The sequence below is a fragment of the Bradyrhizobium sp. USDA 4474 genome (genome assembly GCF_054057515.1).
Genome location: NZ_JBSRZJ010000002.1, coordinates 6,320,861 through 6,337,040 on the forward strand (window position 1 = coordinate 6,320,861; position 16,180 = coordinate 6,337,040).

Below are 16,180 nucleotides of genomic sequence, written 5' to 3' on the forward strand. Positions count from 1 at the left end.
CTGCTCCTTCAGAGTTCGGCGACCTGCGCGGGCTGGCTCGCGGGAAGCCGCGCCGACTTGCGGCGACGCCGCGCGCTCGCTTCACTGTAGTAAGCTTCCAATTGGCGGGCGCGGTGGTTGGAGGTGTGGTCGGCGAGGACGCGGCGCCGCGCATTCTCCGCGATGTCTCGGCGACGCTCCTCAGGCATGTCGCGCAGGATCTCGACGACGTCGCGCGGGGTCGACGCCAGCAGGATCTCCCGCGATGGCTCGAAGATTGTCTCGAGGCCCGGCCACCGGTCGGAAATCACGGGCGTGCCGCAGGCCGCCGCTTCGAACAGGCGAACGCTAGGCGAGAAGCCCAGTGCGCGCATGTCAGCGCGGGTCGCGTTGAGGGCGAACCGCTGCTCCGCGTAAAATGCTGGGTGCCGGTTTGGCGGGAGGTGCTCGATCCGCGTCACGTTGTCCGGCCAGGCGATATGGGCGGGATACTGCGCGCCTGCGACGGCGAACTGCTCCGAGGACAGTGTCCGCGCCGGGAGCAGCATCAATTGATCGAGCACCGGTTGCCGGTCCTCGCTATAGGTCCCGAGATAGCCGAGGGCCCATTTCGTCTGCGCATGCTGCGGTTTGTAGGTATCGCTGTCGGCGCTGCAATAAAGAACCCGGGCCAACGGGCTGCCATAGCGCTCCTCGATCATGTCAGGCACCGGGCCGCCGGCAAAGGACAAATAGAGGTCGAAACGCGGGATCATCGCTGCGGACAGATAGTCGAGACCCTGGTCGATCCTCGCCAGCGTCACCGGCGTGTCGATGTCGTAGAATGCGGTGATCCCCCGCGCCTGGCGCGTGATCCATTCGGAGATCGCGATCCCATCGGGCACATAGGACCCGATGATGACAAGGTCGGCGCTCCGAATGAGCTGGCCGAAGCGGCGAGGGACGTCCTTCAGCGATTGATAGATCTCGACAGTCCACGAGTCCGGCTTGGTGAGATCGCGGTGCTCGCGATACCAGGCGACGTCGCGCTCGAGGAACGTCACGTGGTGGCCTCGCCGTGCGAGGGCTTCGATCAGGGCACGATAGGTCGTGGCATGACCATTGCCCCATGACGATGTGACCGAAAGACCGACGACGACGATGCTGAGATTCATTCTGCTGCCTCGATACGCGAGCTGCTTCCGACAAAGAGGTGGTTGAACTGGCGGGCGCGGTGCCGGTAGGTGTGCTGGGTCAAGATGCGTGCGCGGGCGCGGCTCGCGATCGCGGCGGCACGGTCTATGCTGAGGGCGCCGAGATGGCCGGCAACCTCGGCTCCGCTGGCAGCGACCAGCACTTCACGATCCGGCTCGAGGAAATGGTCGATACCGTCCCATTGGTCGGTGATCAGGCAGGCGCCCGCGCCGATCGCCTCAAACACCCGCGTCGGCGGCGAGAAGCCGTAGCGGGCCATGCTATCCCGGTTGACGTTGAGCGTCGCAAGCCCGGAGCCGAAGAACGCGTTGTGCGCGCCGGTGCCGACATGACCGACCTTGCGGATGTTGCCCGCCGTATTCTTGGTCTCCCAACCAGAGCCGCCAAGAACGAAGGACTTGTCCGGCAGCTCATGTGCGACCTCCAGAAAAAAGTGCTCCACGCGCTGTTCCCGGTCTGGCAGGCGATTGGCCAGCAGACTGAGATCGCAGTTGAAGTCGGCTCTGGGCGGCGACGGAAAATGCGTTTGGGGGTCCAGGGCGTTGTAGATCGGAACGCAATCTCGCGCGCCCATGGCGCGGTAAGTCGAGACGACCCCATCGCCGCCGCCGTAGGTCAGGACCATATCGTAGGAGGGAATTGCGGCCCGCAGGTGGTGCTCGGGGTCGCTTGCCATAGCTTCGAGCGTGGCGGGCGCATCGACATCCCAATAGATCCGCATGGTTCGGGAGGGCAGGGTCGCGACCGCCGCCTCCAGCTCCCGATCGAAGACCCCGACGCCACTCGCCTTGATCAGCATGTCCGCGGAGCACGCCGCGGCATCGAGTGAGCTCCGCCAACCGTCCGCCGTCGCGGGGTAGACCACGACCCTGGCCCAATCGGGATCGGCGATGTCGCGATGGACCTGCCGCTCGAAAGCGTCGGGCTCGAAGAAGGTGATGTCGTGGCCGAGCGCGGCGATCTGCTTGAGCATGCCGCGATAATAGGTGGCGGCACCGTTCCAATAGGACGAGACGAGGCTGGATCCGAAGAAGCAGATCTTCATGCGGAGGCTCCGATGTATCGCTGGTGCTGTGACGAGCCGTTCGAGGTGCGAATGGCCTCTACGATGCCCACCAGTTGTTGAGCACGATGACGACAGGTATGGCGCTCCCGGATCGTTCGCAGCCCGCTCTCAACCATGGCGGCTGACAGATCGCTATCGTCGAGCACGGCGCGCAACGCGCAACTCATCTCCGCGCGATTGGCGGCCTTGAGATAAGCGCCGTCCGGAAACAGGCCTTCCGCGTCGGACCAGGGCGCCGAGACCAGGGGAATGCCGCAGGCGAGTGCTTCGAACACGCGGATGGTGGGAATGCCGGGAAGCGATCGCACATAAGGGCCGCGGGGAACGTGCACGGTTGCGCGGGCGCCGGCGAACGCGACCGGCGCCCAGTGCGCCGGCAGCCAGCCGCCATAGCGAATCCCTGCAGCCTCGATGGTCCGGAGCGCATCGTGCGAGTAGCGAACGCCGTAGACGCTCGCGCGCAGATTCAATTCGGCGACGGGCTCGACCAGAAATTCGTTGAGTTCGGCGCTGCGTTCGCCGTCGCCCCAATTACCGATCCAGACCAGATCCTCGGTCGGTTCGATTCTCGGCAGCGGATGATACAACGCGACGTCGGCGGCCTCGTGCCAGGTATAGGCCCGGTCAGCCCAGCCAAGCTTGGCATAGATCAGGCGAAGCACCTCTCCGAACGCCAGCACGCCGTCAAAGTCGTCAAGGTCGAACAGTGCAAGTTCGTCCGGCGCGGTGACAGCGCGATGATGAGTATCGTGGAACAGCAATGTGAATGAACCGCCGTGCGCGCGGTTGTACCCGATCTGCTTGATCACATCAGGCGAGTTCCATTCATGCACGACGACAAGATCGGCGCCATCCAGCGCTTCATCGAAATCGAGCGAGGCGTCATAGCGGCGAATGGAGATGCCAGGGAAGAGCTGGGCCGTGTCCTGGAGGGCCTGACTGCCGCTCTCGCGGATGGCATTCAACCGGCTCCAGCCATCGACGGGCTCGAACACGACGACCTCGTGGCCAAGCCCATGCAGCTCGCGGGCATAGCCGCGCAGGAAATGCGCGTTGCCGTTGTTCCAGCAAGAGGTGAATGCGTGGTAGAACAGGACGCATTTCATGCGCGCACCTCGATCTGGCCGGCTTGGGACGACGTGCGGTCGGAGGCGAGCAGCCCTTCGTACAGCTTCAGATAGGCGCTGGTCGTGCGCGCCAGCGAATAGGTCAGGGAATGTTCATAGGCGGCGCGTTGCAGGCGCGTCCTTTCGAGATCGTCGGCGCAGAGATCGGCGAGAGTTCGGTGCAGGGCCTGGCTATCGTCGGGATCGAAGAGCATCGCGGCTCCGCTCCACAGCTCCCGGAACGTCGAGATGTCCGACAGCACCAGCGCGCAGCCCGCGGCGGCCGCCTCCAGCACCGAAAGGCCGAATGGCTCGTAGAGGGCGGGGCTCACAAAGATCGCTGCGTGCTGGAGATGTCCGCGCAAGGCGTTATGCGGCAATTGCCCAAGCCAGGTGACGCCCGTCGCCGGATCCGCACCGGCGGGGCCCGCGACCTGAACCGGCCAATCCAGTCCCGGTGACGCCGCCGCCAGGACTCCGATATTCTTGGCACGATCCCAGAGCCGGCCGGCCGCGAAGATCAGCTCCCGTTTCCGACTTGGAAAGTTCCCGGCAGCAATGCCATTCCAGATCACCGCGCCGGGTGAGCGGGGGCGATAGATCTCCACGATGTCGTCATGGAAGGACTGGCTCGGGCAAATCCAGGCCTGCGTGCTGTTGAGTGCAGCAGTGACGCGTTCTGTATAACGCGTCCATCGCGGCTCGCCGAGCCAGCCCGTATCGCGACAGGCGCGTGCCCAGGAGTTGACGCAGGAATGCGCCACGAGAACCGTCGGAGCGCGCCACGCGAGGGTCGCCTCCCGGAAACTGTTGAGATGGACGATGTCAGGCTGGACTCGCGCTTCCAGCCTGGCGAGGACGCGCTCGGCGTTGGCGAAGTCGTGGCCTTCAGGGTCCTGCCATTCCAGGGTAAGGTCCGTATCCACGAGGCGCACGCCCGCGCCGCGCAGCATCTCACGTTGGTCGGCGCGTGCCGAAGGCCCGATTGTCACCAGAGTGACGTCGGCTCCCGACGCGACGAGGCGTGCGGCAAGACCGCACGAATAAGTCCACACGCCTCCGACCGTATCGACCGTCATCAGGATCCGGATGTGTGACGCGCGGCTCATGACGCTACCGGGTGCTCGAGGGCGTCGAGCGGCATCGGCCGATCGTTCTGCACGTCGCTGAACTGATCGAACATCCCGAGATAATGTCGGTGCGCGCGCTCCCACGCGAAATCGTCAGCCTGGCCCCAGAGCTTCCGGTAATCCGGTGAGCCGGGGTAGGGATAGAGCGGAACAGGATCGTTCGCCCAGATGCCGGCGTCCTGCATCTTGCTCCGCCAGCGCTGCACGACGGGGTCGTCGTCCTCGGGCACCTCGATCAGATTGGCCTGCACGAAGGGGACGTGACGGCGGGCTTCGACCAGCCGATCGGCGAGCTGGTCGGTGGTCATCTTGCAGTTCTTGGCGAGCGCGGCGCGGCCCTCGACGGTGAGGCTTTCGATCCCGGCCTCGATCGAGACGCAGCCGGCACGTCCGAGCAGCGCGAGCATTTCCGGCTTCCAGAGGTCGATGCGGGTCTGCACCCCGAACTTGAGGCTGCGCGTGCTCAGCCCTTCCAGGAGTTCGGGGTTCGGAAGGAAGATCTCATCGATGAAGTAGACATATTCGACGCCTTGTCCGCGCAGACGATCGATCTCGTCGAGAATGATGGAGGCCGGCCGTTTGCGATATGCATTGCGGAAATTCTCCTTGGCGCAGAACGTGCAGTTGTAGGGGCATCCCCGCGACGCCTCGATTTCCGCGCCGGGCCCCGCCGGCTCGGCCTCGAAGCGGTGATGGTGGTGATGATGGCGCCGGATCATCTCGCTGGGCCAGTCCAGAGCCGGCTGATCCCCGAAGTCGACGGCCTGCGGGCCTCCGTTGACCCGGACCGAGCGGCGATCCGCGAAACACAGGCCGGGAAAGTCCCGCTCGCCTTCTGCGAGCCGCAGCAGGGACGTTTCGCATTCTCCCATCACGATGATGTCGACGCCGAGCTTCTTGAGTGCTGCCCGCGGCGTCGTCGAGCCGTGCGGACCGACTGCGACCAGCGCTGGCGCAAGATCCCGCACTGCCGCGGCAAGCTCCTGCGGCACGCGCAGTTCCGGCGGTGCGCAGCGCCAGAACAGATAGGTTGGGGCGGTCGTGATCACGATCAGTTCGGGGCCGAACGCGCGCAATTGGGCCTCGATGTCGCGGAAGGACAGGTCGAACATGTGCGCATCGAGCAGCAGCGTGCGGTGCCCGGCCGCCTTCAGATAATGCTCAGAGATCCCGAGCTCGAGCGGAAGGTGAGGGGACCGGCAGCCGAAATAGATGCTGCCGCTGAAATCCCAGTTCGGATTGATCAGGGCGACGCGCGTCATGCGAGGGCCTCGCGGGTGCCGTGAGTTGCTCCAAAGCGACCATCGAGCCAGGCGTGGAGCGAGCGAAGGCCGTCGGCGATGGTTACCTGCGGTGCCCATCCGAGCGCGGTCGACAGCGCTCGGGTATCCGTGACGTACCAGGGCTGATCGCCAGGACGCCAATCAGAGAAGCGGTAGGTGACCTCGCGGCCCGTGAATTGGGTGATGTGGTCGATCAATTCCCGGAGGCTCACCGCGTTGGCTGGCCCGCCGCCGAGATTGAACACGCGTCCACGCGCGAGCGCGATCCTGTCGAGAACGGCAAGCCAAGCGGAGGCTGCGTCGGACACATGCAAGGCGTCGCGAACTTGATAACCGTCGCCATAGATCGTCAAGGGCTGGCCTCGGATGGCGCTCAGCAGGAAATGAGCGATCCAGCCCTGGTCCTCGGTGCCGAATTGCCGCGGCCCGTAGATGCAGCTCATGCGCATCACCACGGTCTGGAGCCCGTAGACCCGCGCATAGTCATGGACGTACTGATCGGCGGTCCCCTTGGAGCAGCCATAGGGGCTGTAGAAATCGAGCGGCGCGTGCTCCGAAACACCGTCCGCCAGCAGGTCGCTGGTGGGACTATAACGGCGGCCCGCGAGCGCGATCTGGCTGTCCTCGACCAGGCGGCCATAGACCTTGTTGGTGGACGCGAACACGACCGGCGCGGTGCAATTGTGCAGCCGGACTGCTTCGAGCACATTCAGCGTGCCGCGCGCGTTGATCTCGAAATCGGCTGCCGGGTCGCTCACGCTGTCAGTGACCGCGACCTGGGCAGCCAGATGCAGCACGGCGCGCGCCTCGCGTACGGCGTCGATCACCGGGATGGGCTCTCGAATGTCGGCCACCGTAATGGTGATGAGGTCGCCGTGCCTGGACTTCAACCATTGTGCGTTCTCACGCACGCCGGCGCGGGCGAGATTGTCCAGCACCAGAACGCGCTCACCGCGCTCCGCCAGCCGGTCGGCCAGATTGCAGCCGATGAAGCCGCAGCCGCCGGTGATCAGAACGGGTCTGTTGTCTCGCTCGCTCATCATGCAACCAATCCTCGTTGCAGCAATTCCCGGGTGGCTCGCTCGGCCTGGTCATCCGCAATCTGGCCTGCGAGATATTCCGCGAGCTCCTCGAGGCCATCCTTGAAGGCCACGTGAGCCTCGAAGCCGAGCAGGTCCCGCGATTTGCCGATATCTGCGAAGCAGTGCCTGATGTCACCGGCGCGGTATTTCCGCGTGATTTCGGACGCGATATCGTTGCGTCCCATGACCTCGGCGAGATCCTCGGCGACCGACAGAATGCTTCGGCTGTGGCCTGAGCCGATGTTGAAGACGTCTTGCGCATGCTCTGCTTCCAGCGCAATGCGGCAGGCGCGGGCGACGTCATGCACGTGAACGAAATCGCGCCGTTGCTCGCCGTCCTCGAACACCAGCGGCGGACGTCCGTTGAGGAGCCGCGCCGCGAAGATGGCGAGCACGCCGGTGTAGGGATTTGACAGTGCCTGACGCGGCCCGAACACGTTGAAGAAGCGCAACGCCAAGGTCGGGATGCCGTAAGCCTTGCCTGTGATCAGGCACATGCGCTCCTGTGCAAACTTGTTCAGCGCGTAGACCGAGCTGAGCGACGGCGGCTTGTTCTCGGGAGTGGCCACGGGGGCGAGCGGGCGATCCATGGTGTCTCGCAACTCCCATTCCCCTCGGCGCAGCTGTTCGATCGACCGTTCGTCGCAGGCGACGAGAGTTTGATCAGGCCTGCGGTAGAGGCCTTCGCCGTAGATGCTCATGGAGGAGGCAACGACCAGCCGTTCGACGGGGCGCTTCGACAGCGCCTGGAGCAGCACGGCGGTGCCGAGCTCATTCGTACGCACGTAGGGCTCGATGTCGTACATGCTTTGCCCGACGCCGACGGCGGAAGCGAGATGCAGGACCATGTCGGCTCCGCGCAGGGCATGCGCTACGGCAGCGCCGTCCGTGACGTCACCAACGACGAGTTCGGCTTCGTCGGCGAGATAGGATGGACGCTGACGGTTACCGCCGTGCACCTGCGGCGACAGATTGTCGAGAAGACGGACCTCGTAGCCGGCGGCAAGCAGCACATCCGCCGCATGTGAGCCGATGAACCCCGCGCCCCCCGTGATCAATACTCGCGTCATTCACCGCTCCGTACAACCGTAAGACCGATCCGTTCGGGATCGATCGATGATGTGAGGTGATGCGCACTTGCTGGGTGGGTCGGACGACCCGCGCGCCGGTCACGTTGGAGTCAGAAGCGATGCAAGGAATGTTCGTTCCTCGAAAATGTACAAACGAATATTTCTCTAACCTGGATCAATAACCCAGGTGAATCGGCCGCTCTCGCGGGCTAGAAATGCGCGCCGTGCACCGGTTCGGGCAGCCCCAAGTGCTTTGCTGAGGTCGCGCCGATATCGGCAAAGCCGGCGCGACGTCCGATCGGAGAAGATGATTGCGTCGTCCAGGCCAGGATCGGAACCTGCTCGCGGGTGTGATCGGTACCGCTCCAGGTCGGGTCGCAGCCATGATCGGCGGTGATGATCAGCAGATCATCGCTTCGCAGGCAGGGCAATAATTCGGGAAGGCGTCGGTCGAAGGCTTCAAGTGCCGCGGCATAGCCGGCCACGTCGCGGCGATGACCGTAGAGCGTGTCGAAGTCGATGAAATTGGCGAACAGAAACCCGCCATCCGCAAGGCTCGCGAACCCTTCGAGCGTACGATCGAACAGCGCCATGTTGCCATTGCCGCGCATGTTTCGGCCGGTCGCGCGATGGGCGAAGATATCGTCGATCTTGCCGATGGTCACGATGTCGCGGCCGGCACTTGCGGCGAGATCAAGAATGGTGGTTCCGGGCGGCGGCACGGAAAAATCGCGCCGATGCGCGGTCCGCGTGAAATCGCGCGCGCTCGTGCCGACGAATGGCCGGGCGATGACGCGGCCGATATTGAGGGGATCGATAAGACGCCTCGCGATCGCGCAGACATCGTAGAGACGCTCGAGCCCGAACGTATGCTCATGCGCGGCAATCTGAAACACGCTGTCGGCAGACGTGTAGCAGATTGGCATTCCCGTTCGCATGTGGGGCTCGCCGAGTCTGGCGATGATGTCGGTGCCGGAGGCGTGACAGTCTCCGAGGATGCCAGGCAATCCGGCTTGTTCGCAGAGAGCCCTGGTCAGATCTGTGGGAAAGCACGGGGTCGTTCGGGAGAAATAACCCCAGTCGAACGGGACAGGTACCCCGGCAATTTCCCAATGTCCCGAAGGCGTATCCTTGCCCTTTGATATTTCGCTGGCGCATCCGAATTGCCCTTGCTCGACTTGGCCACCCAATCCGGGTGGCACGCGTCCGCTGGCGAGCCGGCAGGCCTGGCCGAGGCCCAACGCGACGAGATTGGGAAGCCGGAGAGGGCCCTCCCGTGCAGCGCTGTCGCCGTCTCCGGCCGCGCAAGCGTCCGCGATGTGACCCACCGTGTCGGCGCCTTCGTCGCCGTAGCCGCCGGCATCCGGTGCGCCGCCGATGCCGACGGAGTCCATCACCAGGATCAGGGCACGCATGTAGGCTCTCTGATTGGAGGATCCGCCGTTACTGCGTCGGGCGAAAGACCGGTTCTCGTGCAGTAGCGGTCGACCATCGAGGCGCAGAAATCGGCGAATTCATTGGCATCCAGCGGCGGGCTGGTGTGATGCGGCTCGAGGCCCCGATGCTCCGGCGTGAAGCAGAAGGTCACAGTGACCTGAAATTCCGCCAAAGCCTCCATTTGGCGGTCGAACCAGCTGAGGGCATCGGGACGGAAGCTGTCGGCCCATGACAGGCCCGTCCTGAGGTGGGTCACACCGAGACGGCGCATCCAGCGGACGGCGTCGTCGAGGCGATGATCCTCAAAATGGAACCACTGGCACAGACCCATGGCAGGCGCATACGTGCCGAACCGTTCAGCGGCCGCCTTTGGTGTGCCGTCCTCGCGCAGCAGGCCCATGTGGAAATGCCGGTAATAGGATGAGCCTTCAGCTTCCTTGTGCCGCGTCGTTGCCTCCCAGGCGGAGGGAAGATCATAGAGGCTGTACCAGTGGACGCGGGGCGCGCGGCCGATCAGAAGTTCGGCGGTGCGCGACAGGCCCCAGGCCTGCACCTCCTCTGCGCCGAACGAGGAGACCCCAACCTCGGTCACCCAGACGGGGAGGGTGGTGACTGCCTTGATTTCCTCGATCTTATCCGGCCATTCGCCGATCTGCCACAGGTTCCAGTCGAGCGGAAAGCCGTGCACGGCGACCGCATCGAAATGGCCGAGGACGCCGCGGGCCTGCATGTTGCGCATAAAGGAGGGATCGATCGGCGAGATGCCGCCGAGGACGATCGGCAATGCGGGGTGTGTGCTGCGGATCGCCTTTCCCGCGGCAATCGCCAGGTTTGCGAACATGGCCCAATCCGGATCGATCAGGAGGTCCCAATGCGACTTGTTGTTGGGTTCGTTCCAGATCTTGGCCGCTTCGATCATCGGCTTGTGCTCCGGGATGGATAGACAGGACCGTCGGCTTGCGGGCGCTCCGTTCGCTTGCAGAGGTAAACTTCGTCTTCCGGATGGGCGGTGATCGCAAAGCCGGCGCTGCGCAACATGGCCTCGACGCAGGCCCGGTTCGGCACCCACCAATTGGTGGGGTCATCGGCGTATTTGTGCTCGATGAAGTGCAGCCTGGGATAGCCGGTAGAATCGAACTGGTCGGTGGTCCAGAAATCGTAATTCCTGGCGATCGCGTCGACGCGACTGTCGCCGCGCTGCATCGACTGGAACAGCAGGAGGTCGTCGGCGACATGCTCGTGGATGAGATCCAGCGCCAGAAGTGGGTGGCGCAGGTGATAGAGCACGCCCATGAAGATCACGAGATCGAACTTTTCGCGGAGTTGTCCAACATCATAGGCCGACATCTTGCGAAATTCGATCCTGAGACCGTTCACTTCGGCGGCGAAGCGGGCCTGTGCCAGGTACTCCTCGTCGGTGTCGAGGCCAAGCACGCGCTCGGCCCCGCGCCGCTTCATCTCCATGGCGTAGAAGCCGGCGTTACAGCCGATATCGAGCACGGTCTTGCCTTCGAGGCGATCCGGAATGATTCCCGCGAAGCGTCGCCATTTCACGTTGGGATAGTCGCCAAGGAAGTGGGTGGGGGCAGTCGGCACACCATTGAGGTCGAGATTGTGAAACCACGGTCCGAGCGCGTCGATGCGCCTGCGGATCTCCTCACGCGTGAGCAGCGCTTCGGTCATGCAGTCGCTCCATTGTCCATTGCAAGGACCGGTCGAGCTCCGTCGGACGAGGTGCCGGGCTGCAATCTCGACCGGCCGTCGGCGCGGGTACTCTCCGCAAGAAGAGCCATCGCTGTGCGATAGCCGTCGATGGTCCCGACATCGACATAGGACTCGCCGGCCTTGACCCCGATGCCGAGGCCTCCCGCCTCGAGATAGGCATTGACCAGAGTGCCGAAGTACTCGTCTCGACGATCTCGCGCGTTCCATAGCGTGTGCAGTTCGCGGAAGCCGTAGGCCGACATCCTGAAGGCCCCCCAGATCCAGCGCGATGCCGGGTTCGGCTGCTTCACCTGGATCTCCTGCACGCTGTCGCCTTCGAGTATCACGGCGTCGAAGAATTCCGGGCGCTCGACGGGGAACAGCAGGAATGACAGCTTGGCATCGGGCAGGGCCTGCAACGCGGCCTTGGGAAACCATACCGTGTCGGGCAGACCGACGACGACGTCCTCGTCGTGGCCGACAACGGTGCCGGCCCTGAAGACGGCATCGCACAGGCCCGACGCGTCGGGCTGGACGACGTAGGCGAGTTGGGCGCTGCCATAATGATCGCCGAAATACTCCAGGATGTCGGATTTTCCCGGCGAGATCACAATGCAGATCTTGTCCGCGCCGCCGAGAATGAGCCGCTCCAGCAGATATTCGGAAACAGCACAGGGGCGCTCAGTACCGTCGTCACGCCGGCTGCCGACGGGCAGAAGCTCCTTGGAGAAGGCCAGCGGCTGGATCCGGCTGCCGCGGCCCGCGGCCGGTACGATGCCCCACATGGTCAGGCCTCCTCGGCTTGCTGGCGATGTGCGCCGCTGGAAGCCGCCTGCTCAAGCAGGGACACCAACTCGCGCGCACGTTTGTCGGATGTGTGCTGATCCATTGTCCGCTCATACGCGCATCTGGCGATGGACTGGAGATCGGCGCTGGACATCGCCAATGCTGTCAATGCGTCCCGGGTGTCGCGGGCGATCAGGATCTCTCTGCCGGGGGTGAAGAACTCCTGTATGCCCGGCCAATCGTCGCTGATCAGCGGAACGCCGCAGGCGGCCGCCTCAAACAGACGGCCGGACGGGCACCAGCCCATCGCCGCCATGGCTTTGCGCGTGACGTTGAGGGTCAATCGCGACGATGCAAAGAACGGCGCATGCTCCGGCGGCGGCAGGTGCCGCACGAAGTAGATGTTGGGTGACCATGGAAAATCGTCAGGGTATTGCGCGCCGCCGATCAGGAAGCGCAGGTCCTGCCGCGCCCGTGCCGGTTCGACGAACAGCGCTTCGAGTCCGTGCTGGCGGTCCTCGGAATAGGTGCCGAGATAGGACAGATCCGCGCGATAATGCGGCTGGGGCGGCACGGGGCGATGAATATCGCTATCGACGTGGCCGTACAGGGGGCGGATGTCGCGGGCACCGAGCCTGTTGCGGAATTCATGAGCGAGACAGGGGCCGCCGGTGAAGCTGAGGACGAGCGCAAAATCCTGCAAGCCGCGCTGGCCGATATAGGGAACAGATTCTCCCGCCTTCATCCGCGCCAGAGTGATCGGGGTGTCCAGATCATAGAAGACGGGAACGGCTCGTCCTTCGGACATGATCAGATCGGTCGCCGCGATCGCGTCAGGGCAATATGACGTCACGATCGCGACATCGGCATCCCTCACATCGCTTCGGGCAGGAAATCGGGTTTCCTCCCAGCTCGAAAACAGCTGCAGCTGTCCGTCCGGCAGCTCAGTGAAGTCCCGGGCGCCGGCGTAATAAGGCACATCGCGCTCATAGAAGACCACGGTGTGGCCAAGACGCGTCAGATGCTTGCAGAGCCCGCGCCAGAGCGTTGCGTGCCCGTTGCCCCAGGAAGAGGAAATGGTCAGACCAAAAATGACGATCTTCACGCCGCCACCCGCTGATTGATCCCGGTGATCCTGAACCCACGTCCGTCCGCGCTGAGTGTACTGATGCTGGATGGATCGATCTCGATCGAGAGAAAGTCGTTGAGATCCCGGCGTGCGTAATGCAGCACAGCCGCACGGATCGGTTCTGCATGACTGACAGCGACGACGGTGCCCGCAGAATGATCGTTGCGAAGCTGTTCCAGATGACTGACAATGCGAGACTGGAGCGATCGCATTGTCTCACCGCCCGGTGGGCGGGTGCTGGCGCGGCGGCTGTTCCAGCGAATCCATCGCGAATCCCGACCGAGTTCCTCGAAAGTCCGGCCGGTCCATTCGCCATAGTCGAGCTCGTCGAGAGCGGGGACGATCTCGATCGGCAATCGGAAATGTGCGGCCAGAATGCAGGCCGATTGCAAGCAGCGCCGCCGCGGGCTCGACTGGATCACGGCCGGCCGAGGGCTGATCGTGATTGCACAGCGTGCCATCTCATCGCAGCCGAGGTCGTCGAGCGCAACGCCGTTCATCCGGCCGCATAGTGTGCGGCCGAGCAAGGCGTGGTGCCCGTGGCGGACAAGGTGGATGATCCTGGTCATCAGGTGTACGCCTTGTCGTCGATGAAGGCGCGGGTTCGCCGTCCGGCCTCCTCGTCGGTGAACTGCTGCGGCGGCGATTTCATGAAATAGCTCGATGGACCGGTCAGGGCGCCGCCCTGGCCGCGGTCCATGGCGAGTTTTGCGCAACGGACCGCGTCGATCACGACGCCTGCCGAATTCGGTGAGTCCCACACCTCGAGCTTGACCTCCGCGCTCAAGGGAACGCCGCCGAACGTCGTGCCCTCCAGCCGGATGAAGGCGAGCTTGCGGTCGGTCAGCCAAGGGACGTGGTCGCTCGGTCCGACATGGATGTTATCGGGGTCGATCGGGACGTCGAATTGGCTGGTGACTGCCTGGGTCTTCGAGATTTTTTTCGACGACAGCCGCTCGCGTTCGAGCATGTTCTTGAAATCGGTGTTGCCGCCGACATTGAGCTGATAGGTCCGGTCGAGCCGCACGCCGCGATCGCGGAACAGATTGGCGAGCACGCGGTGCAGGATGGTGGCGCCGACCTGGCTCTTGATATCGTCGCCGACGATCGGAAGACCTGCATCTTCGAACCTCTTTCGCCAGTCCGGATTGGATGCGATGAAGACGGGAATACAATTGACGTACCCGCAGCCGGCTTCGATGGCGCGGGCGGCGTACCACTCGCTAGCGCGTTGTGAGCCGACGGGTAGGTAGGACACCAGCACGTCGGTTCGCGACATCGACAAAACCTCAGAAACGTCGGCCTCCGGGAGGTCGGCGACGGGAATGTCATCTTTGAGGTAATGTCCGATGCCGTCCATGATCGGGCCGCGCTGGACGATCACGCCGGTCTGCTCGACGTCGCTGAAGCGATGCGTGTTGTTTGGCCTGGCAAAGATGGCATCGGCGACATCGCGCCCGACCTTGTTGGCATTGACGTCGAAGGCCGATGCGATCTGGATATCGCTGATGTGATACCCGCCGAGATCGACATTCATCAGGCCCGGCACTGGCTCGTTGGATTTGGCGTTCCGGTAATATGTGAGCCCCTGAACGAAGGAGCTTGCGCAATTGCCGACGCCGACGATGCCGACGCGCACGCGGCGCCTGTCCTGAAGACGGGAATGCATGGACCAAACCTCCGGGAAGACGCACGGCCTCGGTGTAAGTAGGTCGGCGAACGTGCCGGAAGGTATGTTCGTTCCTGCGCTGAAGCCGCCGCGCCCGGGCGCGGATCGATTCCGGGCAAAAAAATGCGGCTGCCTTAACCTGGGATAGAATCTGCGGTCGCATGGAGGGAACAAGATCATCCTCGATGAAGATGAAGAAGATGATGCAGCCACCCCTGGTGAGACAGTTCGTGCTGCGAAGAACAAATCAGCCCGGTCAGCGTTTCACCGCGAATGATCCTCTGCGATGACCGCAGCATTGCAGGGCGTGAAACAAGCGAGGTACCGCACGATGTCCAAAACCGAAAACAGCGATGCACGGCAGACCACGGATCACGCCGCGATCCGCAAGTGGGCGGACGAGCGCGGCGGAAAGCCGGCGACGGTCAAAGCGACAGAGCAGGACGGGCATGCCGGAATCCTGAGGATCGACTTCGATCCACCGGATGAAGGGCTCGATCGCATCGGCTGGAATGAGTTCTTCGAGAAGTTCGACGAGGCAGGCATTGCCTTCCTGCACCAGGACCGGACCAAGGACGGCAAGCTGAGCCGTTTCCACAAGTTCGTCCGGCGCTAGTTGGATCCCGAGGTGGCGAACGGGTGGGTGGAGGCAATGCGCGCGGGCGACTTCGCGCGCGCCTGGGCCATCAGCGACCGCGATCTCACGGTGTCGCCGCATCCGCCCAAGCATGATGGTCCGCGTCATCTTCAGCGAGTCTGGCGTGGAGAGGCGATTGCCGGCAAGCATGTCCTCGTTCGCTGCTATCACGGGCTTGGCGACACGATCCAGTTCCTGCGTTTCATGCGGCTTCTTCGGAGTGTGGCGCGCAGGGTCACGGTCTGGTGTCAGGCCGAATTGTTGCGACTGGTGGAGCGCACGGCGGGGGTCGATCGCGCGCTTGTAATCCATGACGGGACACCAGACGTCGAGTTTGACGTCGATATCGAGATCATGGAGGTTCCGCATGCGCTCAAAGTCGGACGCGAGCAGATCGAGATGCGGGCGCCTTATTTGAGGCTGCCGCCGAGGACCACATCTGTTTCAATCGGCAACGAAGGTCTGGCCGTCGGCCTGGTTTGGGAGGTCGGTCAATGGGACAAGCGGCGGGCCATTCCCCCTGCATTGTTGCGAGGTCTCGCTGTCCCCGGCGTGGCGCTTCACGCGTTGCAGAAGGACGCTGGGACTGAAGATCTGATGCACATCGGCGCACGTGACATCAGTACGTCCGACATCGCGACGCTTGGTCATCTGCTCACTCAGCTCGACCTCGTCATTTGCGTCGACACCATGGTTGCGCATCTTGCGGGTGCGCTCGGCTGCGAGGCCTGGGTGCTGCTACACGCTGATTGCGACTGGCGATGGCCTTCATCCGTATGCCACTCGCTCTGGTATCCGAGCTTGCGGCTGTTTCATCAGAGGACAGCCGGAGACTGGGGCGCCGTCATCGCGGAGACGAGCAATGCACTGCGGCGGCGCGTGAAGTTTCGGCAGAGCGCCCAATGACG

16 protein-coding genes are annotated in these 16,180 nt (G+C 63.6%); 2 read left to right on the plus strand and 14 right to left on the minus strand.

All coding sequences use genetic code 11. From position 1 onward, the window contains the following. Window positions 1-8: 8 nt before the first annotated feature. The 14 genes from ACVW16_RS31235 to ACVW16_RS31300 all read right to left on the minus strand — a co-directional run bounded on the left by ACVW16_RS31235 (window position 9) and on the right by ACVW16_RS31300 (window position 14,635). The gene (locus ACVW16_RS31235; protein WP_456734679.1) at window positions 9-1,133 is read right to left on the minus strand and encodes a CgeB family protein; all 1,125 of its coding nucleotides are present in this window, start codon (window positions 1,131-1,133) and stop codon (window positions 9-11) included. Then, window positions 1,130-2,218, minus strand: coding sequence for a CgeB family protein (locus tag ACVW16_RS31240; RefSeq protein ID WP_456734680.1), 1,089 nt, complete (start codon window positions 2,216-2,218; stop codon window positions 1,130-1,132). Before ACVW16_RS31240 ends, ACVW16_RS31235 begins: the two co-directional genes overlap by 4 nt. Further along, entirely contained in the window at window positions 2,215-3,345 is a 1,131-nt protein-coding gene (locus ACVW16_RS31245) for a CgeB family protein (protein WP_456734681.1), read from the minus strand. Before ACVW16_RS31245 ends, ACVW16_RS31240 begins: the two co-directional genes overlap by 4 nt. Next, complete coding sequence (locus ACVW16_RS31250; protein WP_456734682.1) at window positions 3,342-4,454, minus strand: glycosyltransferase family 4 protein; 1,113 nt, start codon at window positions 4,452-4,454, stop codon at window positions 3,342-3,344. The genes ACVW16_RS31245 and ACVW16_RS31250 overlap by 4 nt, the downstream gene beginning before the upstream one ends. Then, window positions 4,451-5,737 (minus strand): TIGR04295 family B12-binding domain-containing radical SAM protein, encoded by a 1,287-nt coding sequence (locus ACVW16_RS31255; protein WP_456734683.1) that lies wholly within the window; start codon window positions 5,735-5,737, stop codon window positions 4,451-4,453. Before ACVW16_RS31255 ends, ACVW16_RS31250 begins: the two co-directional genes overlap by 4 nt. Then, window positions 5,734-6,801 (minus strand): NAD-dependent epimerase/dehydratase family protein, encoded by a 1,068-nt coding sequence (locus ACVW16_RS31260; protein WP_456734684.1) that lies wholly within the window; start codon window positions 6,799-6,801, stop codon window positions 5,734-5,736. The genes ACVW16_RS31255 and ACVW16_RS31260 overlap by 4 nt, the downstream gene beginning before the upstream one ends. Next, complete coding sequence (locus ACVW16_RS31265) at window positions 6,798-7,910, minus strand: NAD-dependent epimerase/dehydratase family protein (RefSeq protein WP_456734685.1); 1,113 nt, start codon at window positions 7,908-7,910, stop codon at window positions 6,798-6,800. Before ACVW16_RS31265 ends, ACVW16_RS31260 begins: the two co-directional genes overlap by 4 nt. Before the next feature lie 209 nt (window positions 7,911-8,119). Next, on the minus strand, window positions 8,120-9,325 hold the full coding sequence (locus tag ACVW16_RS31270) for a phosphopentomutase (RefSeq protein ID WP_456734686.1): 1,206 nt from the start codon (window positions 9,323-9,325) through the stop codon (window positions 8,120-8,122). Next, window positions 9,313-10,266 (minus strand): beta-xylosidase, encoded by a 954-nt coding sequence (locus tag ACVW16_RS31275; protein WP_456734687.1) that lies wholly within the window; start codon window positions 10,264-10,266, stop codon window positions 9,313-9,315. Before ACVW16_RS31275 ends, ACVW16_RS31270 begins: the two co-directional genes overlap by 13 nt. Continuing rightward, window positions 10,263-11,030 carry a TIGR04290 family methyltransferase gene (locus ACVW16_RS31280; protein ID WP_456734688.1) on the minus strand — a complete coding sequence of 256 codons (768 nt, stop codon included), beginning with the start codon at window positions 11,028-11,030 and terminating at the stop codon, window positions 10,263-10,265. The genes ACVW16_RS31275 and ACVW16_RS31280 overlap by 4 nt, the downstream gene beginning before the upstream one ends. Further along, window positions 11,027-11,836, minus strand: a complete 810-nt coding sequence (locus ACVW16_RS31285; RefSeq protein WP_456702838.1) for a sugar phosphate nucleotidyltransferase — start codon at window positions 11,834-11,836, stop codon at window positions 11,027-11,029. Before ACVW16_RS31285 ends, ACVW16_RS31280 begins: the two co-directional genes overlap by 4 nt. Before the next feature lie 2 nt (window positions 11,837-11,838). Then, entirely contained in the window at window positions 11,839-12,942 is a 1,104-nt protein-coding gene (locus tag ACVW16_RS31290; RefSeq protein WP_456734689.1) for a CgeB family protein, read from the minus strand. After that, window positions 12,939-13,535: a histidine phosphatase family protein gene (locus tag ACVW16_RS31295; protein ID WP_456702840.1), complete on the minus strand. Its 597-nt coding sequence runs from the start codon at window positions 13,533-13,535 to the stop codon at window positions 12,939-12,941. Before ACVW16_RS31295 ends, ACVW16_RS31290 begins: the two co-directional genes overlap by 4 nt. Further along, window positions 13,535-14,635, minus strand: coding sequence for an inositol-3-phosphate synthase (locus ACVW16_RS31300; protein WP_456734690.1), 1,101 nt, complete (start codon window positions 14,633-14,635; stop codon window positions 13,535-13,537). Before ACVW16_RS31300 ends, ACVW16_RS31295 begins: the two co-directional genes overlap by 1 nt. A 331-nt stretch (window positions 14,636-14,966) precedes the next feature. Here ACVW16_RS31300 and ACVW16_RS31305 point away from each other — a divergent pair, with 331 nt between their 5' ends. Both ACVW16_RS31305 and ACVW16_RS31310 read left to right on the plus strand, forming a co-directional pair. Beyond that, complete coding sequence (locus ACVW16_RS31305) at window positions 14,967-15,251, plus strand: hypothetical protein (protein WP_456734691.1); 285 nt, start codon at window positions 14,967-14,969, stop codon at window positions 15,249-15,251. A gap of 36 nt (window positions 15,252-15,287) precedes the next feature. Beyond that, window positions 15,288-16,178, plus strand: coding sequence for a hypothetical protein (locus tag ACVW16_RS31310; protein ID WP_456734692.1), 891 nt, complete (start codon window positions 15,288-15,290; stop codon window positions 16,176-16,178). Window positions 16,179-16,180: the final 2 nt, after the last annotated feature.